Below are 23,170 nucleotides of genomic sequence, written 5' to 3'. Positions count from 1 at the left end.
TGGACCCGGCAGCACGTGAGCCGGGAAGTGCAGGCTCGATCAGCGGGCGGCGTAAGCCAGTTCGGCGGCCTTGTCGGCGCCTTCATCCATGGTGTCGGCGAGGGTGACCATTGGGTGGTTCGCCTCGGCGAGGATGCGGCGGCCTTCTTCGACGTTGTTGCCGTCGAGACGCACTACCAGTGGCTTGTTTTCCTTATCGCCCAGGATCTTCAGGGCTTCAACGATGCCGTTGGCAACCGCGTCGCACGCGGTGATGCCGCCGAAGACGTTGACGAACACGCTCTTGACCTGAGGGTCGTTGAGGATGACGTCGAGCCCTGCAGCCATGACGGCCGCTGATGCTCCACCGCCGATGTCAAGGAAGTTGGCGGGACGCACGTTGCCGTGGGCTTCGCCTGCATAGGCGACGACGTCGAGCGTCGACATGACCAGGCCTGCGCCGTTGCCGATGATTCCGACTTCACCGTCGAGCTTGACGTAGTTGAGGTCGTTTTCCTTGGCCTTGGCTTCGAGGGGATCGGTGGAGTCCTGATCCTCAAGCTCGGCGTGGCCGGGCTGACGGAACGCTGCGTTCTCGTCGATGGTGACCTTGCCGTCGAGGGCGATGATGTCACCGGCTCCGGTCTTCACCAGCGGGTTGACCTCAACGAGGGTGGCGTCTTCGGAGACGAAGACGTCCCACAGCTTGATGATCGCGTTGACGACGCCGTCGTGCAGCTCGGGGGCAAACCCCGCCGTCTCGACGATTTCCTTGGCCTTCGCCTGGTCGATACCCACAGCGGGGTCAACGGCAATGCGTGCCAGCGCCTCGGGGCGCTCCACGGCCAGCTGCTCGATCTCCACGCCGCCTTCCACCGAGCACATAGCCAGGTAGTTGCGGTTGGACCGGTCCAGCAGTACCGAGAAGTAGTACTCCTCAGCGATGTCAGCGCCCTGCGCGATCATCACCTTGTGGACGGTGTGACCCTTGATGTCCATGCCCAGGATGTCCGAGGCGTACTTGAATGCCTCGTCGGGGGTCTTGGCGACTTTGACGCCGCCCGCCTTCCCGCGGCCTCCAACTTTGACTTGAGCCTTGACGACGACAACGCCGCCAATCTTCTCGGCTGCCGCCTTTGCTTCCTCGGGGGTGTGCGCCACGATGCCGGCGAGCACGGGTACTCCGTGTGCCTCAAAAAGATCGCGCGCCTGATATTCGAACAGATCCACAGGCCAGTGTCCTTCTACGTCGAAGTAGGTTTACACAGGGAACTTTAGTCCCTTGGCGTTCGGCGCCTTTCACAGACTACCGGTTTAGTGACCAAGGGCACACTTCTATGGTTTGTAGAAAAGTAAGGCGATGAGCTAAGGAACTACCCGGTCTTCGTGAGCGGTGCGTACCTCAGCAGCAGGCGTTTCTCACCGACGTCGAACGACACCTTCGCCACCGTCTTGTCCCCCGCTCCCTCGACGGCCAGGATGGTCCCGTTGCCGAAGCTGGTGTGGTTGACCTTGTCCCCCACCGCGACGGCGAGGACCTCCTTCTGTGGCTGGACGCGCCCGACGACGGTCGCCGAGCGGGTGGGCAGGCCCCGACCGCTGTCGTCGCCGCCGGCACCGGCGCCCCAGTAGGACCCGCTGAACTTGTTGCCCCCACCGATCGCGCCTCCGCCAGCCCACATCGGCCCCGAGGCGCCCTCACGCTTCCAGGTGATGAGCTCGCTGGGCACCTCGCCGACGAACTGCGACGCCGGGTTGTACTGGCTCTGACCCCACATGCTGCGCACCTCGGAGCGGGTGATGTACAGCCGCTTCCGAGCCCGGGTCAACCCGACGTAGGCGAGCCGGCGTTCCTCGGCGAGCTCCTTCGGATCGGTGGCAGAGCGCTGGTGCGGGAAGATTCCCTGCTCCATGCCGGTCAGGAACACCACGGGGAACTCGAGGCCCTTGGCGGTGTGCAGGGTCATCAGGGTGACCACGCCCAGGCGCTTCGCCTCGGCCACGGCCTGTTCCACCTCCGCCGCCGAACCTTCCGGTGCATCGGGGATCTGGTCGGCGTCGGCCACCAGCGAGACCTGTTCAAGGAAGTCACCGAGCGTCCCCTCAGGGTTCTCCTGCTCGTACTCACGCACCACTGCGACCAGCTCGGCGAGGTTCTCCACCCTCGACTCGTCCTGCGGGTCGTTGCTCAACCTCAGCTGCGCCAGGTACCCGGTCTGCTCCAGCACCGCTTCCAGCGCCGCCGCCGCGCCCGACCCGTCGGCCACTTCGGCGAGGTCGTCGATCAGCTTCACGAAACCGTTGACGGCGTTCAGCGACCGGGTAGCCAGCCCGGGTGCGTCGTCCGCACGGCGGAGAGCCGCCATGAAGGACATCCGCTCCCGCTCGGCGAGCGCCGCGACGGCATACTCTGCACGGTCTCCGATCCCCCGCTTGGGTTCGTTGAGGATCCGGCGGAGGTTGACGACGTCGTCCTGGTTGACCAGCACCCGCAAGTAGGCGAGGGCATCCTTGATTTCCTTGCGCTCGTAGAACCGGGTGCCGCCCACCACCTTGTAGGGCAGGCCGACCCGCATCAGGATTTCCTCGATGGATCGGGACTGCGCGTTGGTCCGGTAGAAGATCGCGACGTCGCCGGGGCGCAAATCCTCCTCATCCTGGAGGCGGTCGATCTCCTCGGCGATGAAGCGGGCTTCCTCGTGTTCGTTTTCCCCGACGTACCCGATGATCGGCTCGCCATCGCCCTCGGCAGTCCACAGCTTTTTGTCCGGCCGGTCCGGGTTGCGGGAGATGACAGCGTTGGCGGCGCTGAGGATGGTCTGCGTGGACCGGTAGTTCTGCTCCAGGAGGATGGTGCGCGCGTTGGGGTAGTCGTTTTCGAACTCGACGATGTTCCGGACGTCGGCGCCGCGGAACGCGTAGATGGACTGGTCGGAGTCGCCGACCACCGTCAGTTCGGCGTTCGGGATCAGCTCGGCACCATCGGCGGGGTCCTGGGTGATCCCGACGATCTCGCGGACCAGGGCGTACTGGGCGTGGTTGGTGTCCTGGTATTCATCCACCAGCACGTGCCGGAACCGGCGCCGGTAGTAGTCGGCCACCCCGGGGAAGGCCCTGAACATGTAGACGGTCTGGGCAATCAGGTCATCGAAGTCCATCGCGTTGGCCTGGCGCATCCGCTGCGCGTAACCCTTGTAGACCTCGGCGACTGCCTGCTCGAACGGGTCCGAGTAGTTGGCGGAGCTGGCGTAGCTTTCTTCGTCGATCAGTTCATTCTTCAGCGCTGAAATCTTGTGCTGGATGGACTTGGGGGTGAACCGCTTGGGGTCCAGGTCCAGCCCCTTCGCCACGAGGGTGATCAACCGGAGCGTGTCCGCCGAGTCGTAGATGGAGAAGTTGGAGTTCAGCCCCACCGACGCGGCCTCGCGTCGCAGGATCCGCACGCAGGAAGAGTGGAAGGTGGAGATCCACATGCGCTTCGCGACATCCCCCACCAGGGCTTCGATGCGTTCGCGCATCTCGGCTGCGGCCTTGTTGGTGAACGTGATGGCCAGGATTGCGCCGTGGTGTGCCCGACCCATTGCCATCAGGTAGGCGATCCGGTGGCTGAGGACGCGGGTCTTGCCGGAGCCTGCGCCCGCCACGATCAGCAGGGGGGACCCGCTGTGCCGGACTGCCTCTTCCTGCTGTGGGTTCAGGCCGACCAGCAGTTCCTGTGCCCGTGCGTCGTCCCGGCGTCCGCCCGCGGGGCCCGCCCCCTCCGCAGATTCGGGTCCGGCAGGGCCGGGCCGGGCCGACGACGTCGACCGTTTCCCTGAGCTTGCGGGTGATGAACCGAGGTGTGGGTCGAAAAGCATATCCATGGTGCGATCAAGTCTAGTTGCTGGCTCTGACGAAACAGGTGCAGTCGGGTGCCCCGCGACGCACAGCGCCCGCCGGTTCGGGTGAACCGGCGGGCGCTGTCCGCTTGGTGGTGGGGCTGGCTGGAAGTGCTACCTAGGGCTTGGCTTCTTCGATATCGTCAGCGTCGATACCGAGCTGCAGCAGCTTGCCGCTCTTGCGATCGGCCAGATAGGCCTTCATTTCACGCTTGATGACCGGCAGCAGCATGTACACGCCGAGCAGGTTCACGAATGCACAGATGAACAGGGCGGCATCGGCGAAGTTAAGGACCTGGGTGAAGGTCAGAACGGTGCCGACGACGGTGAAGAAGAGGAACACGCACTTGTAGATGATTTCCGACACCTTGCTGCGGCCGAAGAGGTACTCCCAGGCCTTGAGTCCGTAGTAGGACCAGGTGATCAGGGTGGAGAACGCGAAGAGTGCAACGGCAATCGCCAGCACGATCGGGAACCAGGAGATGACGGTTGCGAAGGCATCCGAGGTGAGGATGACGCCGTCGGGTGCGCCGTCGCCGGCCTGGACCTGGTCGATTCCTGCCTGCAGGCTGGGAGCGCTGGCGATGATGATGGTCAGGGCGGTCATCGTACAGATGACCACGGTGTCAATGAGGGGCTCGAACATCGCCACGAAGCCTTCGCTGACGGGACGCCTGGTCTTGACCGCGGAGTGGGCGATTGCTGCGGAGCCGAGTCCGGCTTCGTTGGAGAATGCTGCACGCTGGAAACCGACGATCATGACACCGATGAAGCCACCAGCCATACCGGCGGGAGCAAACGCACCCTCGATGATGGAGGCGAACGCGGCGGGCACATTGCCGATGTTGACGATGATCACGAAGAGGCAGGCCGTGATGTAAACGGCAGCCATGGCAGGGACGAGCCGGCTGGTGGTGGCACCGATGGACTTGATGCCGCCGAGGATCACCGCGCCGACGAGGGCAGCGAGGACGAGGCCGAAGATGAGGGCTGCACCGGCGCTTCCGAGGAAGCCGTCTGCGCCGCCGGTGACGTTCTGCACCTGGGCGAAAGTCTGGTTGGCCTGGAACATGTTGCCGCCGGCTACACCGAAGATGAGGATGGCGACGGCGAAGATCCCGGTCAGGATTTTCGCTGGCAGACGCCCGAACTTCTCGAAAGCGATGGGGAGGTACTTGAACGGCCCGCCGCTGACGGTGCCGTCGGGGTGCACCTCACGGTATTTCACCCCGAGGGTACACTCGGCGAACTTGGTGGCCATGCCGAGCAGGCCGGCAAGGATCATCCAGAAGGTGGCACCCGGGCCACCGAGCGCCATGGCGGCACCCACGCCGGCAATATTGCCAAGCCCCACCGTGCCGGACAGTGCCGACGTCAGCGCCTGGAAGTGGGGCACCTCGCCCGGATCATCCTTGGAGGAATACCTGCCCCTGACCACTTCGTAGGACACCTTGAGATGCCGGAACTGTGCAAACCCGAAGTAGATCGTGAAGATGATGCCTGCAGCAATGAGCCACGCGACAACTACAGGAAAGCTGACCTCCCCAATGGTGACGGGGAAGAACACGATGCTGGAGAACACCTCGGTGACGGGCGCGAAGACCGAGTCAATCGCGTCCTCGACCGCTGCGAGCCATCCGACTTCATCCGAGACGCTGGTCATTGGTAGTGCTTGGTTAATTGCCATCTCACAAAACAACCGCAAACGGTAGTGTGTTTGCAATCATAGAGGGCATATATGCCGAAATGACATCAAAACGTAACGTGCCTCACAGATGACCTTCAGTTCCTCGTGTGACATCACGCATGGTCCTCGCGGGGGATAATCGAATCATGTCTAAAACCCGCGCCCAGATCGCCCGGAAACACGGCGCCGCCGCAGCCGGCATCCCCGCGGCATCTGCCCCTGCCGCGTCCACCGCGCCCCGCAGCAATGGAAACATGCTGCTGATTGCCGCGGCCGCCACGGCGGTGCTTCTGTTTGGGTACTACCATCTGCTTGCCCTGGGCCAGATGAGCCAGCTCGCCGACGGGTTGACCATGCCCGACATGATGTTCGGCGGCTACGGCACCGCGCACATCGCTGATCTGCGGGCGGCCATGGATGAGGACGCGCTGGGCCAGCTTAGCTACCTACACAAGACCGCTGGCACCCTTTTCCCGTTGATCTTCGGCATCGCCTGGCTGTTGCTGATCCAGCTGAACGTGGACCGGCGCTGGCTCAGGTGGCTGCTCTGGCTGCCGCCACTCGTGTTCGCGGCGGTGGACCTCTGGGAGAACGTCGCGATCGACGCGCTTCTCGCCGGCTCGGCCCCCGACGACGGCCAGGTGGCGCTGGCCTCCGCGCTCACGGTGGCCCGCTGGGTCCTGCTGGGACTCTCCTGCGTCGGTGGCCTGCTGGCCGTGCTGCTCCCGGCCACGGTCCGCGGCAAGGTTCCCGTGCGACCGGTCGGACCGGCTGGGTTGACTGCCGAAAGCAGGTAAGCTGGTACCGCTGTACCCGCCTCTGTAGCTCAGTAGGATAGAGCGTCCCTCTCCTAAAGGGAAGGTCGTCGGTTCGATTCCGGCCAGGGGCACCATCGCACGACGGGTTCCAGATGAATGAATGTGAGCCGTTCCGGCTCGGCGCCGCCACGACCCTCCTCGATCACCTCCGCGGGACCTGGTCGGTGGAACGGACGCTGCAGGACCACACCTCAGGACTGACAGGCGTTTTCACCGGCATCGCCACCTTCGCGGACGACGACGACGCCCTCCGACACCGCGAGTGCGGCTCGCTCGCCTGGGCCGGTGCACTTCCCACGAAGGCCACCCGCGAGTTGCTCTGGCGGGCAACCAGGTCCGCTGCGGCGGCTGAGGTGTTCTTCGCCGACGGCCGCTTCTTCCACGTCCTTGACCTGACCGATGGCCGGGACACACCGGCGCACCCGTGCGCGCCCGACCACTACCTGGGGTCATTCGTCCTGCTGGATCACGATCGCTGGCGGTATACCTGGCGGGTCAGCGGACCGGCCAAGGATCTGACGCTGGACACCCACCTGACCCGGGTGACCCAGCCGCCCCCGGCACCCCTGGTGACCCAGGACAGCTAGTCCACCCTTCGACGGTTCCGACTATACGACGTCGGCCAGTAGACCCGGGTCAGGAGCGAGGCGCCCCTGCCCCACCAGGTCCCAGGCACGCTGGAGCATCCCCACCGCACGGTCGGTGTCCTCGATCGAGTAGCTGAAGGGCAGGCGCAGGAAGCGCTCGAACGCACCGTCAATCCCGAACCGTGGACCCGCCGCAATCAGCAGCCCCTCCTGCCGGGCCGCCAGGGTGAGCTGCGAACTGACGCTGCGCCCCAGATTCGCCCACAGCGAGAGGCCGCCGGCGGCGGACGGCACCGACCAGGCGGGGATCCTGTCACGGAGAGCGGCGACCAGGTGGTCCCGGCCGGCCCGGAGCTGGTTCCGCCGCTCCGCGAGAATCTGGTCGTAGCTGCCCAGCAGCTCCGCGGCGATGAGCTGCTCAAGGATGGGAGTGCCCAGGTCGGAGGCTGCGCGCGCACGAACGAGCTGGTCGATCAGCGGCGTCTCGGCTCTGATCCAGCCGATCCGCAGCCCACCCCAGATGGTCTTGCCCAGCGATCCGATCAGCACCGCGGGCCCATAGGCAGCGAGGGGAAGCGGGAGGTCCAGGGAGTCGATCGCGAGTTCCGCCATGGTCTCATCGGCAATTACCACAGTCCCCTGGCGCTCCGCCGCGGCGAGCACCCGCCGACGCTGGTCCTCCCCCATGACCCGTCCCGTCGGGTTGTGGAAATCCGGCATCAGGTAGGCGATGGCGGGACTGGTTCGCCGGAACGCCTGCTGCAGGGCGTCGTCGTCCCAGCCCTCCTCCGTGGTGACGTTGACCGGCACCAGCCGTCGACCCGCTGCCCGGATTGCCTCATAGGCATGCGGGTAGCTCGGCGATTCCACGATGGCGCTGTCACTGCGGTCCATCAGGTGGCGGGTCAGCAGGGCTATCGCGTGCTGGGCGCCCAGCGTGACCAGGATCTGTTCGGGACCGGTCGGCAGGCCGCGACTTCGGTAGCGGGCGGCGACCGCAGCACGCAGCTGGGGAAGGCCGACCGGATCGTATCCAGCGCCGCCCAGGTACTGCTGCAGTTCCACCGCGGCCTGCATGGCGGCCCCGGCGAGCAGAGGCGAGGCTGGCATCGCTGCCTTGCTGAAGTCGAGCAGCCCGCCGGCGCTGGACTCGGCGGGAGCACCCTGCGACCCGGGCAACTGGGCGACGCTGCCCGATCCCCTGATGCTGCTCAGGTAACCGGACTCCCGCAACCGTGCGTAGGTCGATGACACGGTGGTCCTGCTGACCATGAGCCGGACCGCGAGGTCCCGTTCAGCGGGGAGCCGTGCGCCCACGGGGACGCGGCCGTCGAGGATCAGCAACCGAATGCGGTCAGCCAACGCCGTGTAGGCCGATGACCCATTCCGCCACCCCGTCAGGAGAGAGTCCAATTTAGTAGCCGAGATCACCTGCATCAGACCAGTTTAGGCAAATTGGCGCCTTGTGAGAAGGCCAATATCGGTATTGACTTGGACTATGACCCATCTCTTCGTCCGACGCGTGCCCCAACTGCTGATTGGCCTGTTCTGCTATGGCTTCGCCATCGCCATGATGATCCAGGCTGGGATTGGTGTGTCGCCGTGGGACGTCCTGGGCCAAGGCACGGCCCTGCAAACCGGTCTGCCGTTCGGGGTCGCCACCAACATGATTGGCCTTATGGTCCTGCTGCTGTGGATCCCGATCCGGCAGAAGCCCGGGATCGGGACTGTGCTCAACGTCTTGCTCGTGGGACCCAGCGCCGAAGTGGGGTTGGCGGTCCTGCCCATGCCCACCGAGCTGTGGGCGCAGATCCTCCTCTTCGCCGGGGGCCTAACTCTCCTGGCCGTGGCGACGGGCCTGTACATCGGGGCGCGGATGGGTCCTGGCCCGCGCGACGGGCTGATGACCGGCATTCACCGGAAGTGGGGCTGGAAGATCTGGAAGGTCCGGACGGTGATTGAACTGACAGTCCTGACCATCGGGTGGCTGCTCGGCGGGACAGTCGGCGTTGGCACGGTAGCCTTCGCCCTCCTCATCGGCCCGATGGTCAACGCCGCCCTGCCGCTGCTGCATATCCCGGAACCGCGCGCCCGGGTCGCCAAAACCCTCTAGGTGCCCCGACCCCCTTCGGAAGTTGCCTCACCGTGAACTGGCTCTAAAGGCCGGTGGCGACGTTCTTGCTGACGGCGAACTGGGTGCGGTGCAGCTCAGCGTACCTGCCACTGAGTTCCAGTAGTTCGTCGTGGGTGCCCCGCTCGGCGATCTGACCGTCCTCGATGACCAGGATCTGGTCGGCTGTGCGGATGGTGGACAGCCGGTGGGCGATCACGATGGCGGTCCTCCCCTCCAGGGCCTCCGTCAGTGCCGCCTGGACCGCGGCCTCCGAGGTGGAGTCCAGGGCCGCCGTCGCCTCGTCCAGGATGACCACCCGCGGCTGGGCGAGCAGCAGGCGGGCAATGGTCATCCGCTGACGCTCGCCACCGGAGAGCCGGTAGCCGCGCTCTCCCACCATGGTGTCCAGTTGGTCGGGCAGTGACCGCAGCAGCGGTTCGAGCCGCGCCCTCCGGACGGCGTCCCACAGCTCCTCGGTGGTCGCCTCGGGCCGCGCCAGTAACAGGTTCGATTTGATGGTTTCGTGGAAAAGGTGGCCGTCCTGCGTGACCATGCCCATGGTGTGCCGGAGGGATTCGAAGGTCACGTCCCGCACATCGGTCCCGGCGAGCCGGACCGCACCGCTGTCGACGTCGTACAACCGAGCCAGCAGCTGGGCGATGGTCGATTTTCCGGCGCCCGACGTTCCCACCAGGGCGATGGTCTGCCCCGGTTCCACCCGGAAGGACACCCCGTGCAGCACCTCCTCGCCGCCCCGGGTATCCAGGATGGCGACCTCCTCCAGCGAGGCGAGGGAAACCTTGTCCGCCGAGGGGTAGGCGAACCGGACATCGTCGAATTCAACTGACACCGGACCGTCGGGGATCCTGCCTGCGTCGGGCTTCTCCTTGATCAGTGGATCCAGGTCGAGAACCTCGAAGACACGCTCGAAGCTGACCAGTGCGCTCATGATTTCCACCCGGGCGTTCGCCAGGTTGGTCAGGGGCGCGTAGAGGCGGGTGAGGAGCAACGCGAGGGTGACCACCTCGCCCGTGTTCAGTGCACCGCCCAGGGCAAGTGCACCGCCGAGACCGTACACCAGGGCGAGAGCGAGCGCGGAGACCAGCATCAGCGCGGTGACGAAGACCCACTGGAGCATTGCCATGCGGACGCCAATGTCGCGGACCCGTGCGGCGCGGACAGCGAATTCCCGCGATTCCTCGTCCGGGCGGCCGAACAGTTTGACCAGCGTGGCTCCGGGAGCGGAGAAGCGTTCGGTCATCTGCGTGCTCATGGCCGAGTTGTGGTCGGCTGCCTCGCGGCGCAGGGCGGCGAGGCGGTTGCCCATCCGGCGGGCGGGCAGCAGGAAGATCGGCAGCATGATGACGGCCAGCACGGTGACCAGGACTGATGTCGTCAGCATGACCACCAGGGTCAGGGCGAGCGCCACGATGTTGCTGACCACCCCGGAGAGGGTGCCGCTGAAGGCCTGCTGCGCGCCGATCACGTCATTGTTGAGCCTGCTCACCAGCGCGCCAGTCCGGGTGCGGGTGAAGAAGGCGATCGGCATTTTCTGCACATGGTCGAAGACTGTGGTGCGCAGGTCCAGGATGACTCCCTCACCGATCTTCGAGGAGAACCAGCGGGTCGCCATGGACACCACGGCGTCGGCAACCGCTACGAGCGCGATGACGACGGCGAGCCAGATGACTCTCTCAAGCCCGGTACCGGCGATGATCTCGTTGACCACCTGGCCGGCGAGGACCGGCGTCGCGACCGCGAGGAACGCGGACACCACCGACAGCGCGATGAAGAAGATCAGTTTGGTCCGGTACGGCACAGCAAACCTCAGGATCCGCTTCAGCGTCTCCTTCGAGAACTTGTTGTTGCTGTCCTTGGCGGTGGAAATCCGGTAAAGGGAGTTCCAGGCCGCGCCTTCCATACTCATGTACTGCCTCCATCGCTCAGGTCCTCAGCTTATGCCCGCCCAGCCCCCGCCAATGGGCGAGTTGGGCGGATCACAGGGGCGCCCGGAACTAATTTCGCTGTCGGCTTTGTTGCACTATGTGGCTCCGCACGTTGTGCCGCATAACCCTGCCCTGTACAACGGCAGGAGACCCCTGAACCATCCCCAGTTATTAAGGACCCCCAAAATGCTGACCCGTCGTCTTTCAATCCTTGGTGCAGCCACCGCTCTCACCCTGGGCCTGGCGGCCTGCGGCGGCGGAGAGCCCGCCGGGGAGCCAGCTGACAGCAGCGCCTCCGCGGGACCCACCAGCCTGCAGGAGATCCAGGATGCCGGAGTCATCACGGTCGGCACCGAGGGGACCTACCGTCCCTTCAGCTTCCACGAGGGAGGCGCCGGCGACCTGACCGGGTTCGACGTCGAGGTCATCACCGCTGTCGCCGAGGAACTCGGTGTGGAAGCCGAGTTCGAGGAAACCCAGTGGGACGCGATCTTCGCCGGACTTGATGCCGGCCGGTTCGATGTCATCGCGAACCAGGTATCAATCACCGATGAGCGGCTCGAGACCTATGACTTCTCCGATCCCTACACGGTCAGCACCGGTGTCATCGTGACCACCGCAGACAACACCGAGATCACCTCCTTCGAGGACCTGGAGGGCAAGACTACCGCCCAGTCGCTGACCAGCAACTGGTATGAGCTGGCGCAGGAAAGCGGCGCGGAGATCGAGGCTGTTGAAGGCTGGGCGCAGTCAGTGACCCTGCTGGAGCAGGGCCGGGTCGATGCCACGATCAACGACACGCTGACCTACCTGGACTACCAGCAGACCAATCCGACCGATGCGATCAAGATTGCCGCGGAGACCGATGAAGAGTCGCTCAGCGCCTTCACCTTCGTCAAGGGCAGCGACGACCTAATCGCCGCGGTCAACGAGGCGCTCGCCAGCCTGCGTGCAGACGGTACGCTTGCCGAGATCTCGGAGAAGTACTTCGGCTCCGACGTCACCGAATAGCACCCGCTAGGTACACGGAGGAACACCATCGACTGGACACTGTTCTGGGATTCGCTCGGCCCACTGGTCCTGGCTGGGCTGACTGGCACCATCCCGCTGTCCCTGGCGTCGTTTGTTCTCGGCCTCCTCCTGGCGCTGTTGATTGCCCTGATGCGGTTGAGCAACAATCGGCTCGCCTCCTCAGTGGCCAGGACGTACGTGTCGATCATCAGGGGCACCCCCCTGCTGGTGCAGCTGTTCGTGATCTTCTACGGCCTGCCCTCGATCGGCGTGGTGATTCCTCCCTGGCCGAGCGCGATTATCGCTTTCTCCCTGAACGTGGCGGGCTATGCGGCCGAGATCATTCGGGCAGCCATCCTGTCGGTTCCGAAGGGGCAGTGGGAGGCTGGGCACACCATCGGGATGTCGCGTTCACGCACGATGCGCCGCATCATCCTCCCCCAGGCTGCCCGGGTGTCCGTCCCACCGCTTTCCAACACGTTCATCAGCCTGGTGAAGGACACGTCTCTCGCATCCCTGATCCTGGTGACCGAGCTGTTCCGCCAGGCGGAGGAGATCGCGGCGTTCAGCCAGCAGTTCATGATGTTGTACCTGGAGGCCGCACTGGTCTACTGGGTGTTCTGCCTCGTGCTCTCCAGTGGGCAGTCCTATCTGGAAAAGAGGTTGGATCGCTATGTCGCACACTGAGCCCACACCAGCAGCCGCCGGTCAGGACGGAAACCTGCTGACCGTGACCGGCCTCAGCAAGGCGTTCGGCGAGAACGTTGTGCTGAAGTCAATCGACCTTGCCATCCGGCCCGGTCAGGTGACAGCCCTGATCGGGCCCTCCGGCTCAGGTAAGACCACTGTGTTGCGGTGCCTCAATGGGCTCGAAACCCCGGACGGCGGAATCGTGTCGGTCTCTGGCGGACCCACAGTGGATTTCGGTGGCAAGGTCAGGGCCAAAGACCTCTCGGACCTGCGCGACCAGAGTGCGATGGTCTTCCAGCACTACAACCTCTTCCCCCACATGACGGTCCTCGAGAATGTGATCGAGGGCCCCATCCAGGTGAAGAAGATGCGCCGCGCAGACGCCATCAGGGACGCCGAGTCGCTGCTTGCCCGGGTGGGCCTGGCGGACAAGAAGGACCAGTACCCGTTCGAGCTGTCCGGCGGCCAGCAGCAGCGGGTAGGAATCGTGCGAGCGCTGGCCCTGAAACCGGCGCTGCTGCTCTTCGATGAGCCCACCTCCGCACTCGATCCCGAACTGGTCGGCGAGGTGCTGGGCGTGATCAAGGAACTCGCCGACGAACAGTGGACCATGATGATCGTCACCCATGAGCTGGCCTTCGCCCGCGAGGTCGCCGACGAGGTGGTGTTCATGGACGGCGGCGTGGTGGTGGAACGCGGCCACCCCGACACGGTGCTGCGCAATCCCCGGCAGGAGCGCACCCAGCGGTTCGTCCAACGCCTCCTCCACCCGTTCTGACCCGTGCACCGGGGAGCCCGCGGCACTTTTCCTGATCCCCGCACCACGAACTGATCCGAGGAGACCCATCATGACCCAGCCCACCGACGCCCAGCTCTCCGAGGTCGAGCAGTGGCACCGCTTCCGCGAGCGCCGGGACGCCTCCCTCGCCGTCGGGCACGGCTGGCTCACACTGACCTCCCTCCAGTGGTTGCCTGCCGAGCCTGCGGCGCTGGAACTGGTGCCCGGCCTCTGGAGTGCCAGCGTCCCCGGAGCGGGTCCGGGGGCGGCCACGCTGACCGCCCGCGCGTCGGACTCTCTGACGCTGGTGAGCACCGGCGACCCTGTCGATGGGACGATCACGCTGTCCCTGGCCGACGGCGGCTCCGAGAACTGGGTGCGCTTCCGCGACACGGTAATGGAACTCGCCGTCCGCGGCAACCGGTACGTGGTGCGCACCCGTGACAACTCATCACCCACCCTGACCGGGTTCGACGGCGTTCCCACCTACGCCTATGAGCCGTCCGCCGTGGTCGCGGGTTTCTACACTGCCTACCCGATGCCGGATGCCGTCCCCATCCGGACCGCACACCCCGACGTCGACGACCTGGTTCACGCGACCGGGACCGTGTCATTCACCCTCGGCGGCATCTCCCACACGCTGCGCGCCGAGCAGCAGTCCAATGGGTCTCTGAAGGTGGCGTTCCACGACGAGACAAACGGCCGCTCAACCGCTGGGTGGCGCTTCCTGGTCACCGGCCGGGTGTCGCCCGAGGGACAGGTCACCCTCGACTTCAACCGTTCGCTGAACTACCCGAGCGCCTTCACACCCTTTGGCACCTGCCCCATGCCGGTGGAAGGGAACCGGGTGAGCGTCCCGATACACGCCGGCGAGCGCATCCCCGCCTAGCATCCCCGCCTAGCGTCCCCGCCTAGCGTCACCGTCGTCGTCGCCGTCGTCGTGCCTGCTGACCGCGTTTCGGTGAGGAACCTGGACAACGGTGGGCAACCTTCCGCTCAATAATGTCCAAGTTGACCCGGCCCGTCCAGGTTGCTCACCGCTACGACCCGGCGATGCCCAGTTCGCGACGGACCAGGGGCAGCACCTCGGTGCCGAGCAGTTCGATCGACTCCAGGACCTGCGCCTGCGGCACTGAGGACCAGTCGAGCTGCAGGATGTGCCGGTCATGGCCCATCTGCGAGTGGGCGAGGACGATCTTCTCCGCCACCTCCTCGGCATTCCCCACGAAGATCGCGCCGGAGCGCGCGGCCTGCATGTTGTAGGTGACCTCACTCGGCATCGGGAAGCCCCGCTCCGAGGAGATCCGTTTCATGGTGTCCAGCCAGTACGGCTTGAAGGTGGCTCGGGCGTCCTTCCTCAGCACCATCCCGACGCCGCTCAGCCCCACCTTTAGCGTCGCCGGGTCATGCCCGGCCTGGGCAGCCGTCTCACGGTACAGCTGGGCGTGCTGGGCGAAGTTCCCGACCGCCCCGCCCAGCAGCGCGTAGATGACCGGGGTGCCCAGCCGTGCGGCCCGCACCGACGACGCCGGGGTACCACCGGTCGCGATCCAGATGTCCAGGTGGCCGGATACTGGACGCGGGAGGATCAGGGCGTCGTCCAGCGCCGGCCGAAACTTGCCCCGCCAGGTGATGCGTTCAGCATCGTCGAGCTGCAGCAGTAGCCGGATCTTTTCCTCGTACAACTCCTCGTAGTCCCCGAGGGCCGCACCGAACAATGGGTACGACTCGATGAAGGACCCCCGGCCGGCGGTGAGCTCCGCCCTGCCCCCGGAGAGCAGGTCGAGGGTGGCGAACTGCTGGTAGACCCGGACTGGGTCCTCGGTGCTCAACACGGTGACGGCCGACCCGACCCGGATGGTGGACGTCTGCGCTGCGGCGGCCGCGAGGACGGGCACCACCGATGACACGGCGTAGTCCGGCCGGTGATGCTCACCGATGCCAAAGTAGTCCAGGCCCACCTGGTCCGCGAGCCGCGCCCGCTCCAACAGATCGGTCATGCGCTGCTGCGGCGAGACCCGCTCCCCCGTCACCGGGTTGGGGTGGATGTCCCCGAAGCTGTAGATACCAAGTTCCATGAGCAGCTCCTGTGGCGGGTAGGTCGGTGGACCCTAGGCGGCGATCCGCTGCGGGTGGGTGTAGCAGTTCAGTGAGGTGCCGCGGCTGAAGCCGACCAGCGTGATCCCGGTTTCCTCGGCCAGATCGGCAGCCAACGACGACGGCGCGCTGACGGCCGAGAGGACAGGGATCCCCGCGAGCTGTGCTTTCTGCACCAGCTCGAACGACGCGCGACCGGACACCTGCAGGATGGTGCCCTTCAGCGGCAGCATTCCTTCCCGCAGTGCCCAGCCCACCACCTTGTCGACGGCGTTGTGTCGTCCTACGTCCTCACGAAGGCATAACAATTCGCCCTCACGGGTGAACAGACCCGCAGCGTGCACGCCACCGGTGCTGTCAAAGAGTTTCTGCGATTCGCGCAGCCGGTCGGGCAGGGCGGCGAGGGCCGGCAGGGCGACCTGGGCGTCGTCGTCGTGCACGTCGAAGCGCGATGACTTACGCACTGCATCGATCGACGCGGTCCCGCAGATCCCGCAGGAACTGGAGGTGTAAACGTGGCGTTCCATCGTGGTGTCCGGGAGGACCACGTCGGGCCGGAGCTGGGATTCGACCACGTTGAACGTCTGCTGTCCGGCGTCGTCGACCCCCGCGCAATACCGCAGGCTGATCAACTGACCGCTCTCCCAAACGATGCCTTCGGACACCAGGAACCCGGCTACCAGGTCAAAGTCGTCACCGGGTGTGCGCATGGTCACAGAGAAGGACTTTGACCCCAATCTGATCTCCAGGGGTTCCTCACCGGCGAGCACGTCCTCGCGCCTGCTGGTGCCATTTTCTGTAGCGCCGAGACGGAATCGGGTGATCTGGCGGCGCTGACTGACGCGCTTTTTCAATTTCTACTCCTGCCATTGTCCTAGGATGAGACTAGTGGACTTCTGACACGAGGATGTGATGGCTATGGCGACTCGAGCGCCGAAAGATGGAATCAACGAAGCCGAGATTAAGGTCGGTAAGCCCAAGAGGCAAGCAGTAGGTCTTCCTGCTGTCCTGAACTCCCTGAAAATTTCGCTGGATCAGATGGGTCCAGTGCGTAGCGCGCAGACGCTGCTGGCAGTCAACCAGGTCAAGGGTTTCGACTGCATGGGCTGCGCCTGGCCCGAAGGTGACAAACGACACACGGCCGAATTCTGCGAAAACGGCGCGAAGGCCGTCGCTGAAGAGGCGACCCGCCGGATCGTGACGCCGTCGTTCTTCGAGGAGCACTCGGTCGCCGAACTCAACGAGCGCGACGAGTACTGGCTGGGGCAGCAGGGCCGCATCACCCACCCAATGCTTCTGGACGAGGGCGGCACCCATTACCGCCCGGTCACCTGGGACATGGCATACGACATCATCGTCGAGGAACTGGCAGCACTCGACAGCCCGGACGAGGCGGTGTTTTACACCTCGGGGCGAACCTCCAACGAGGCGGCGTTCCTGTACCAGCTGATGGTCCGCGGGATCGGCACCAACAACCTCCCGGATTGCTCCAACATGTGCCACGAGTCCTCCGGCTCGGCGCTGACCCAGACCATCGGGATCGGCAAGGGAACGGTATCCCTGGAGGACGTCGATAAGGCGCCGCTGATTCTGGTGGCCGGCCAGAACCCGGGCACCAACCACCCCCGGATGCTGACGTCGCTGGAGAAGGCGAAGAAGAACGGCGGCCAGATCGTCGCCATCAACCCGCTGCCCGAGGCAGGGCTCCTGCGGTTCGAGAACCCACAGAAGATCTCCGGCATCCTCGGCACCAAGTTTGGTGGCGGCACCCAGCTGGCCGACGACTTCCTGCAGATCCGCCTCGGCGGGGACCAGGCCCTCTTCCAGGGCCTCGGCAAGTACCTGCTGGAGCAGGAGGAGAAGACCGGCACGGTTTTCGACCACGAGTTCATCAAGGCCCACACCACCGGCCTGGAGGAGTACCTGCAGGAACTGCGGGAGGTCTCCTGGGACGAGATCGTCGAAGCGAGTGGCATCCCGAAGTCGCAGATCACCTCGGTGGGCGACCGGATGATCGCCTCTCCCGGGACAGTCGTCTGCTGGGCGATGGGCCTGACCCAGCACAAGCACTCGGTGAAGACCCTGCGCGACGTCGTCAACGTGCTGCTGCTCCAGGGCAACATCGGCAAGCCGGGCGCAGGCGTCTGCCCTGTCCGCGGGCACTCCAACGTACAGGGTGACCGGACGATGGGGATCTTCGAGCGGATGCCCGACGGCTTCCACGACGCCCTTGACTCCCACTTCAGCTTCGCCTCACCGAGGAAGCACGGCTTCGACACCGTTGCGGCGATCCGGGCGATGCGCGACGGCAAAGCGAAGGTCTTCATGGCGATGGGCGGCAACTTTGTGCGCGCCACCCCGGACTCCGACGTCACCGACAAGGCGCTGCGCAACACGCGCCTCACAGTGCAGGTGTCCACCAAGATGAACCGCTCGCACCTGATCACCGGCCGCCGTGCCCTGATCCTGCCAGCCCTGGGCCGGACGGACAAGGACACCCAGGCCAGCGGTGACCAGCGCGTCACCGTCGAAGACTCAATGAGCGCCGTGCATGCCTCCCGTGGACGGCTGCGTCCCCCGGGACCGGACGTGCGTTCGGAAATCGCGATCGTCTGCGAGCTCAGTGACCGGTTGTTCGCCCGGCCGCAAAGCCCGTTCCGCGATAATGCACCGCAGATCGACTGGGTGGCGGCGCAGGCCGACTACTCGGTGGTCCGCAATCACATCGAGGCTGTGATTCCGGGCTTCGAGAACTACAACACCCGGATTGACACCGGTGGGTTTGTGCTGCCGAACGGCCCCCGCGACGGCCGGAAGTTCACCACGCCCTCCGGCAAGGCGGTCTTCACAGGCAACGCACTGGAGTACCCGAAGATCCCCGAGGGACGGTTGTTGCTGCAGACTCTGCGGTCGCACGACCAGTACAACACCACCATCTACGGCAAGGACGACCGCTACCGCGGCATCCATGGCGGACGACGCGTGGTCATGGTTCACGCTGACGACCTGGCCGCGGCGGGCATTGCCGACGGCGAGATCGTGAACCTGGTGTCGCAGTTCTCGGACGGGGTGGAGCGGCGGGCGGAGAACTTCCGCGCGGTCACCTATCAGACGCCCCGGGGCTGTGCAGCTGCCTACTACCCGGAAACCAATGTGCTGGTGCCGCTGGACTCGACGGCCGATGTCAGCGGAACCCCGACGTCCAAGTCTGTGATCATCCGACTGGAAAAGATCGCGTAACCTTCTCGACGACCTCAATAAAAAGACGCCCCCGTTCCTCGGAACGGGGGCGTCTTGTGTTCAGGAGCGGGTGCGTCAGCTGATCCAGGGCAGGCGCAGGGCTTTGAGGCGGTCCCCGGCGACGCAGCCCTCGGCTGGTACCACCATTACGCCGCTGGCTGAGGCCAGTCCGCGGAGCATGCCCGAACGCTGATGTGTGGCAGCCACGGCACGGCCCTCCTCCAGTTTGTAAGGAACGAGTCGGCTGCGGCCGGGGAGTTCGTCGAAGTCCTCCCCCACGGTGGTTTCTTCGGTCTCGGGGAACGGTGCGCCCCGCAGTCCGGCGAGGAGCGGACCCACGACCGTGAACATGGCCATCATCGCGGCCAGGGGGTTGCCGGGAAGACCCACGAGGAACCGGCCGTCCTGCAGCCGCGCCAGCAGGGTCGGGTGACCCGGTCGCATCGCGATGCCATCAATGATGAACTCCGCCTCGAGGGTCTCCAGGGCCCGCCGGATGTGGTCCGCCGAGGAGCTGCCGGTCCCGCCGGTAGTGATCAACACGTCGCCGGAGGCCCGGGCGAGGGAGAGCTCGTCGAGTGCTTCGGCGCTGATGGCAGCGATGACGTCGTCGAGGTCGTCCTTGGCCCGGCCGGAGGTGTCCACGTGGCCACCCATCAGCTGAACCAGCCCGGGAAGTTGCGGGCCGAAGGTGTCGCGAACCTGTCCCGGTTCGGGGAGGCCCGCTTCGATGACTTCGTCGCCGGTGAGCAGCAGGGACACGCGGGGGGCGCGGAGCACGGGCAGGGTGTCGTACCCGCAGACTGCTGCCAGGGCGATCTGGGCGGGGTTCAGCGTGACGTTCGCGGGGATGGTCACGCTGCCTTCGGGCGCTTCCTCACCCGCTGGCCGGATGTGTTCCTGGGGCCGGGGCTCGTCGGGGCGGGCGGAGTCGTTGCGGTCGAGGACATCGCCGCGCACCATCCCGTGCTCGGTGCGCAGGATCCCGGTCGCACCGTCGGGGACCACGCCCCCGGTGAGGATGAAGGTCGCTTCTCCGGGCGCCAATGGGCCCGCCCCGGAGTCCCGGTGCGGGGAAGGACGCTGCCACGGGTGTTCTTCCTTGGGTGCGTGGCTGACCAGTTTCCAGGGTGGGGCGCCGTTGACTGCCCAGCCATCCATCGCGGAGGAGGCGTAGTGCGGGATGGCCTGCAGCGCGGTGACCGGTTCCGCCAGTGTCTGCCCGAGCGCCTCTGACAGGGGAACCGTCTGGTGTGCCAGCGGGCTGCCAGCATGGAAGGCAGCCCGGCGGGCCTGCTCCCAACTAAGGTTCTGGCCGCTCGGCGGTGCGATCGCCGGCGCTTCGGCCTGGTCTGCTGCTGGTGCCGCCGTCGGGGATTCGCTCACGGGGCGTCCGTCGCCGTGGGGCTTTCGTCCAGGGGCGGGCATTGACGCCGCGCCGCCTCGATGGCCGATTCCATGGCCACCGCTTCGGTGGCCTGCTGGCTGGCCACCGCAAGGCCCGCAGCATAACCGGCGATGAAGGTGGTCAGGGGTGCTGCGGGACGCACGATCGAATGGGCTGCATCCCCTGCCAGGGAGAGGATGGCATCGATATCGATGGTTGTCCCTTCCAGTTCGAACGCCTTGATAAGTTGGGCGCTCCACTCCTGGAGAATCTGATCCTGTTTTTTCATCGCTGCTCCTGAGGTCTAGGTCGGTGTGGCTGAGACACCGAGGGATTGGGCGTCAGCCCAGGTGTCGACGTCGGCGGTACTTCCCGGCGGAACGTCGATTGCTCTCCATTGCACCCTAGCAAGGAGTGCCTTCATCGATAGATTCTGGGCACCGCCGCCCCGGTGGACCGCTGCCACCGCGTCGCGGAGGGAATCCATCCGGTACAACGCTGCCAGCGGCTGGTCCCGCCCGCCGTCGTGGGCCATGGACGAGGAATCGTCGTCGGCCGCCGCGGCCAGCAGGGCGGGAATGGCCTGGTCGACCCGGGGCATGTCGCAGGCCAGGACCAGAAGCCACGGGGTGTCGTCGTCACCCAGATGGTCGACGGCGGCGGCCAGTGCTGCGGCGGGTCCGCCAAAGGGTGGCGACTCACGAACGAATTCACGGGTGTGAGCGCCATGCGCGCCCGGTGGAGCGGCCAGCGGAGGCTCCTCGGGTCCCACTACCACCACGCGGCGAGCGTCGGCTACGGCGAGGCAGGTGAGGTCGAGCAGGCTCCGCCCGTCGAGTTCCAGGCGGGCTTTCGGCGTGCCTCCCAACCGGGAGGAGCGCCCCCCGGACAGCACGACAGCATTGAAGATCGCGGGTGGGGAAAGATTCAAGCGGCCGTCTCCGAGCGAAGGAAGGCGCTCCACTGTGGGGCAGGCTTCTCAATTTCGCGAAGCTGCCAGGGGTTGCCATGGGGAGGCTGCGGGGTCACCCGGAGCTGCCACCCGAGCGAGGCGAGGGTTTTGTCGCCCTTGTCGTTGTTGCAGCGCAGGCAGCAGGCCACCAGGTTCTCCCAGCTGGAGTCCCCGCCGCGGGACCGGGGGAAAACGTGGTCAATGGTGGCGGCAGCCTTGCCGCAGTAGGCGCACAGGTGGTTGTCGCGCCGCAGGACGCCGCGCCGGGTGGCGACGAGGGTGTGGCGGTAGGGAATTTTCACGTACCGGTTCAGCAGGATGACGGAGGGCCGCCCGAGGATCTCGTTGGGTCCGATCACCGGTTCCTCACCCTCCGCTACGACGCTTGCCTTGCCCGCGAGCACAAGGACCAGCGCCCGGCGGAAGGTCACTACCGCCAGTGGCTCATATCCAGCATTCAGAACGAGAGTGCGCATGCACATTCCTCTTTGCCGACCATTGCCCGCGTCCCTGTGGTCCGGGGAAACAGGACTACAACTGACTTATTTTATGTAAGGGTAGTTCGGCTGGCACCTGGTTTGCTAATTCTCTCCAATGGTGGCCGTGCGTGTCGTCCAATGGGGTGGCGGTCCAGGACGCAGAAAGGACCCGGGGATCGAAATCCTCCGGGTCCTTTCTGGTGGTTCGTGGTGTGTCAGCCGCCGACGCGGATGTACACCGGGCCGGAACCGAGATCGGCGGGGGCGACTACCGTCTGGTTGCCGTTGAATCCACCGTGGACGGCCTTGCCGCCGCCGATGTAGACGGCGATGTGGGCAACGCCCGCGCCGCCATCAGCGTAGTAGATGAGGTCGCCGGGGATGGCCTCGCCAGCGCTGACCGTGCGGCCCAGGGAAAGGTATCCGGCTGGCCAGCCGTGGAAGTTGATGCCTGCGGCTGCCAGGGCGTTGCTCGCGAGGCGGGTGCAGTCCTGGGTGACGCCGAGCTGACCCTGGGCTGCGGCAGCAATGGTGGCTGCAACGCCTGAGGATACGGCCGGGGTCTTCTTGGCGGCGGGGGCCTTCGGTGCCGGTGCAGCCTGTGCGGCCGGTGCAGCCTGTGCGGCGGGGGCTGCCTGGGTAGCAGGCGCGGCGGGCTCAGCTACGATAGCTGGTGCCGTCACAGGCTCGGAGACTGCGGGCTCCGCAGCCACAGGCGCTGCTGCCGGTGCCGCTGCGGGGGCTTCCTCAATTTCGGCCACCGTCTCGGACTGAACCGTGACGGCAGGGGCTTCGACTACCTCGGGGGCGGCGACAGCCTTGACCGGTGTGCGGTTGAAGGCGATCTTGGCGTCTGCTGGAGCTTCGACAACTGCCGGTGCAGCCTGGATTTCCAGGGTGGAGGCGATCGTGGCGCGCTCGGCAGCCTGGGGGGACAGATCAGCTGCGTTGGCTGACACTCCGCCGGTCAGTACCAGGCCGGTTGCTGCAGCGAGGACTGCTGCCTGACGGCCCACCCCGCCGGCGTTGTCGGAAACTGCCTTGGAAAGTGCCGAGAGGCTGGCGGTATTGCTCTTAGCGGCACGGTGACGTGCATTAGCTGCGCGTGATGTCATTCTTGCGTACTCCAGAGATTGGGGAAAATGTCTTAGCTGACGCGCACGAAGCTGGCGCCGGGGAGATCCGAGAGGGAATGCAGACCGGTGTTCATGCCGTTGAGGCCGCCGCTGATGACCTGGCCGTTGCCGACGTAGATCGCGACATGGCCACCGGTGATCACCAGGTCGCCGGGAGCTGGGGAGCCCACCACTGAACCGAAGGCGAAGAAGCCGCTGGGAGCGATGTCGCCCACTGACTTGCCGACCGAACGGAGTGCCTTTTCGACCATGGCGGTGCAATCCTGCGCGACGCCGATCTGGGAGTAGGCGGATCCGACCAGACCGGCCGCAATATTGCTGGAGGGAGCTGCCGGGGCTTCTGCCTTCGGGGCTTCTGCCTTGGGAGCTGCCGGGGCTGGGGCTGCTGGTGC

Annotated in this window: 21 protein-coding genes and 1 tRNA gene; 9 read left to right on the top strand and 13 right to left on the bottom strand. The window is 65.7% G+C overall.

From position 1 onward, the window contains the following. Positions 1–39: 39 nt before the first annotated feature. From sucC to HMI58_RS13615, 3 genes are all read right to left on the bottom strand, one after another. Positions 40–1,209 (bottom strand): ADP-forming succinate--CoA ligase subunit beta, encoded by a 1,170-nt coding sequence (gene sucC / locus HMI58_RS13625; RefSeq protein ID WP_171586706.1) that lies wholly within the window; start codon positions 1,207–1,209, stop codon positions 40–42. Positions 1,210–1,352: 143 nt separating this feature from the next. Continuing rightward, entirely contained in the window at positions 1,353–3,836 is a 2,484-nt protein-coding gene (gene pcrA / locus HMI58_RS13620) for a DNA helicase PcrA (protein ID WP_171620554.1), read from the bottom strand. A 139-nt stretch (positions 3,837–3,975) separates the two neighbouring features. Next, positions 3,976–5,544, bottom strand: a complete 1,569-nt coding sequence (locus HMI58_RS13615) for an alanine/glycine:cation symporter family protein (protein WP_171620495.1) — start codon at positions 5,542–5,544, stop codon at positions 3,976–3,978. Between the two features lie 146 nt (positions 5,545–5,690). Between HMI58_RS13615 and HMI58_RS13610 the strand changes: the two genes are divergently transcribed. The 3 genes from HMI58_RS13610 (at position 5,691) to HMI58_RS13600 (ending at position 6,949) form a co-directional block, all read left to right on the top strand. Next, positions 5,691–6,341 carry a hypothetical protein gene (locus tag HMI58_RS13610; RefSeq protein WP_171620494.1) on the top strand — a complete coding sequence of 217 codons (651 nt, stop codon included), beginning with the start codon at positions 5,691–5,693 and terminating at the stop codon, positions 6,339–6,341. Between the two features lie 18 nt (positions 6,342–6,359). Continuing rightward, positions 6,360–6,436, top strand: a tRNA-Arg gene (locus HMI58_RS13605). 18 nt (positions 6,437–6,454) lie between these two features. Further along, complete coding sequence (locus HMI58_RS13600; protein ID WP_171620492.1) at positions 6,455–6,949, top strand: DUF6314 family protein; 495 nt, start codon at positions 6,455–6,457, stop codon at positions 6,947–6,949. A 21-nt stretch (positions 6,950–6,970) separates the two neighbouring features. Here the strand turns inward: HMI58_RS13600 and HMI58_RS13595 are convergent, their stop codons facing one another. Next, positions 6,971–8,386 carry a PLP-dependent aminotransferase family protein gene (locus tag HMI58_RS13595; protein WP_171586702.1) on the bottom strand — a complete coding sequence of 472 codons (1,416 nt, stop codon included), beginning with the start codon at positions 8,384–8,386 and terminating at the stop codon, positions 6,971–6,973. Between the two features lie 61 nt (positions 8,387–8,447). Between HMI58_RS13595 and HMI58_RS13590 the strand changes: the two genes are divergently transcribed. Next, positions 8,448–9,062, top strand: coding sequence for a hypothetical protein (locus HMI58_RS13590; protein WP_171620490.1), 615 nt, complete (start codon positions 8,448–8,450; stop codon positions 9,060–9,062). Between the two features lie 43 nt (positions 9,063–9,105). On the opposite strand, the gene HMI58_RS13585 is transcribed toward HMI58_RS13590, so the two are convergent. Beyond that, on the bottom strand, positions 9,106–10,989 hold the full coding sequence (locus HMI58_RS13585; protein WP_171620488.1) for an ABC transporter ATP-binding protein: 1,884 nt from the start codon (positions 10,987–10,989) through the stop codon (positions 9,106–9,108). A 205-nt stretch (positions 10,990–11,194) separates the two neighbouring features. On the opposite strand from HMI58_RS13585, the gene HMI58_RS13580 reads away from it, so the two are divergent. The 4 genes from HMI58_RS13580 to HMI58_RS13565 all read left to right on the top strand — a co-directional run bounded on the left by HMI58_RS13580 (position 11,195) and on the right by HMI58_RS13565 (position 14,376). Then, entirely contained in the window at positions 11,195–12,019 is an 825-nt protein-coding gene (locus HMI58_RS13580; protein ID WP_171620486.1) for an amino acid ABC transporter substrate-binding protein, read from the top strand. Positions 12,020–12,046: 27 nt separating this feature from the next. Next, positions 12,047–12,706, top strand: coding sequence for an amino acid ABC transporter permease (locus tag HMI58_RS13575; protein ID WP_171620550.1), 660 nt, complete (start codon positions 12,047–12,049; stop codon positions 12,704–12,706). Next, the gene (locus HMI58_RS13570) at positions 12,693–13,487 is read left to right on the top strand and encodes an amino acid ABC transporter ATP-binding protein (RefSeq protein ID WP_275690918.1); all 795 of its coding nucleotides are present in this window, start codon (positions 12,693–12,695) and stop codon (positions 13,485–13,487) included. The genes HMI58_RS13575 and HMI58_RS13570 overlap by 14 nt, the downstream gene beginning before the upstream one ends. A gap of 70 nt (positions 13,488–13,557) precedes the next feature. Beyond that, entirely contained in the window at positions 13,558–14,376 is an 819-nt protein-coding gene (locus HMI58_RS13565) for a DUF1684 domain-containing protein (RefSeq protein ID WP_171620484.1), read from the top strand. 151 nt (positions 14,377–14,527) lie between these two features. Here HMI58_RS13565 and HMI58_RS13560 read toward each other — a convergent pair whose 3' ends face one another. Together HMI58_RS13560 and fdhD are read right to left on the bottom strand one after the other, a co-directional pair. Beyond that, on the bottom strand, positions 14,528–15,565 hold the full coding sequence (locus tag HMI58_RS13560; RefSeq protein ID WP_171620482.1) for an LLM class flavin-dependent oxidoreductase: 1,038 nt from the start codon (positions 15,563–15,565) through the stop codon (positions 14,528–14,530). 33 nt (positions 15,566–15,598) lie between these two features. Beyond that, on the bottom strand, positions 15,599–16,438 hold the full coding sequence (gene fdhD / locus HMI58_RS13555; RefSeq protein ID WP_171586696.1) for a formate dehydrogenase accessory sulfurtransferase FdhD: 840 nt from the start codon (positions 16,436–16,438) through the stop codon (positions 15,599–15,601). A 64-nt stretch (positions 16,439–16,502) separates the two neighbouring features. Here fdhD and HMI58_RS13550 point away from each other — a divergent pair, with 64 nt between their 5' ends. Continuing rightward, positions 16,503–18,824 carry an FdhF/YdeP family oxidoreductase gene (locus HMI58_RS13550; protein ID WP_171620480.1) on the top strand — a complete coding sequence of 774 codons (2,322 nt, stop codon included), beginning with the start codon at positions 16,503–16,505 and terminating at the stop codon, positions 18,822–18,824. Between the two features lie 75 nt (positions 18,825–18,899). Here the strand turns inward: HMI58_RS13550 and HMI58_RS13545 are convergent, their stop codons facing one another. The 6 genes from HMI58_RS13545 to HMI58_RS13520 form a co-directional block, all read right to left on the bottom strand. Next, positions 18,900–20,210, bottom strand: a complete 1,311-nt coding sequence (locus HMI58_RS13545) for a molybdopterin molybdotransferase MoeA (protein ID WP_171620478.1) — start codon at positions 20,208–20,210, stop codon at positions 18,900–18,902. Beyond that, on the bottom strand, positions 20,207–20,500 hold the full coding sequence (locus HMI58_RS13540) for a DUF6457 domain-containing protein (protein ID WP_171620476.1): 294 nt from the start codon (positions 20,498–20,500) through the stop codon (positions 20,207–20,209). Before HMI58_RS13540 ends, HMI58_RS13545 begins: the two co-directional genes overlap by 4 nt. Before the next feature lie 15 nt (positions 20,501–20,515). After that, the gene (locus HMI58_RS13535; RefSeq protein ID WP_205208184.1) at positions 20,516–21,142 is read right to left on the bottom strand and encodes an NTP transferase domain-containing protein; all 627 of its coding nucleotides are present in this window, start codon (positions 21,140–21,142) and stop codon (positions 20,516–20,518) included. Beyond that, on the bottom strand, positions 21,139–21,639 hold the full coding sequence (locus HMI58_RS13530; protein WP_171586692.1) for an HNH endonuclease: 501 nt from the start codon (positions 21,637–21,639) through the stop codon (positions 21,139–21,141). Before HMI58_RS13530 ends, HMI58_RS13535 begins: the two co-directional genes overlap by 4 nt. Positions 21,640–21,857: 218 nt before the next feature. Beyond that, positions 21,858–22,757 carry an NlpC/P60 family protein gene (locus tag HMI58_RS13525; protein WP_171620474.1) on the bottom strand — a complete coding sequence of 300 codons (900 nt, stop codon included), beginning with the start codon at positions 22,755–22,757 and terminating at the stop codon, positions 21,858–21,860. A gap of 32 nt (positions 22,758–22,789) precedes the next feature. Next, positions 22,790–23,170: NlpC/P60 family protein (locus tag HMI58_RS13520; RefSeq protein ID WP_171620472.1), on the bottom strand; the 381-nt coding region annotated here is incomplete at its 5' end.

The organism is Arthrobacter sp. 147(2020) (assembly GCF_013116715.1).
GTDB lineage: Bacteria > Actinomycetota > Actinomycetes > Actinomycetales > Micrococcaceae > Arthrobacter_D.
This window is presented reverse-complemented; position numbering and strand designations above follow the sequence as displayed.

Coding starts and splice junctions, on each gene's coding strand:
- pcrA (WP_171620554.1), bottom strand. CDS start 3,836: ATGCTTTTCGACCCACACCTCGGTTCATCACCCGCAAGCTCAGGGAAA.
- HMI58_RS13615 (WP_171620495.1), bottom strand. CDS start 5,544: ATGGCAATTAACCAAGCACTACCAATGACCAGCGTCTCGGATGAAGTC.
- HMI58_RS13610 (WP_171620494.1), top strand. CDS start 5,691: ATGTCTAAAACCCGCGCCCAGATCGCCCGGAAACACGGCGCCGCCGCA.
- HMI58_RS13600 (WP_171620492.1), top strand. CDS start 6,455: ATGAATGAATGTGAGCCGTTCCGGCTCGGCGCCGCCACGACCCTCCTC.
- HMI58_RS13595 (WP_171586702.1), bottom strand. CDS start 8,386: ATGCAGGTGATCTCGGCTACTAAATTGGACTCTCTCCTGACGGGGTGG.
- HMI58_RS13590 (WP_171620490.1), top strand. CDS start 8,448: ATGACCCATCTCTTCGTCCGACGCGTGCCCCAACTGCTGATTGGCCTG.
- HMI58_RS13585 (WP_171620488.1), bottom strand. CDS start 10,989: ATGAGTATGGAAGGCGCGGCCTGGAACTCCCTTTACCGGATTTCCACC.
- HMI58_RS13580 (WP_171620486.1), top strand. CDS start 11,195: ATGCTGACCCGTCGTCTTTCAATCCTTGGTGCAGCCACCGCTCTCACC.
- HMI58_RS13570 (WP_275690918.1), top strand. CDS start 12,693: ATGTCGCACACTGAGCCCACACCAGCAGCCGCCGGTCAGGACGGAAAC.
- HMI58_RS13565 (WP_171620484.1), top strand. CDS start 13,558: ATGACCCAGCCCACCGACGCCCAGCTCTCCGAGGTCGAGCAGTGGCAC.
- HMI58_RS13560 (WP_171620482.1), bottom strand. CDS start 15,565: ATGGAACTTGGTATCTACAGCTTCGGGGACATCCACCCCAACCCGGTG.
- HMI58_RS13550 (WP_171620480.1), top strand. CDS start 16,503: ATGGCGACTCGAGCGCCGAAAGATGGAATCAACGAAGCCGAGATTAAG.
- HMI58_RS13540 (WP_171620476.1), bottom strand. CDS start 20,500: ATGAAAAAACAGGATCAGATTCTCCAGGAGTGGAGCGCCCAACTTATC.
- HMI58_RS13530 (WP_171586692.1), bottom strand. CDS start 21,639: ATGCGCACTCTCGTTCTGAATGCTGGATATGAGCCACTGGCGGTAGTG.
- HMI58_RS13525 (WP_171620474.1), bottom strand. CDS start 22,757: ATGACATCACGCGCAGCTAATGCACGTCACCGTGCCGCTAAGAGCAAT.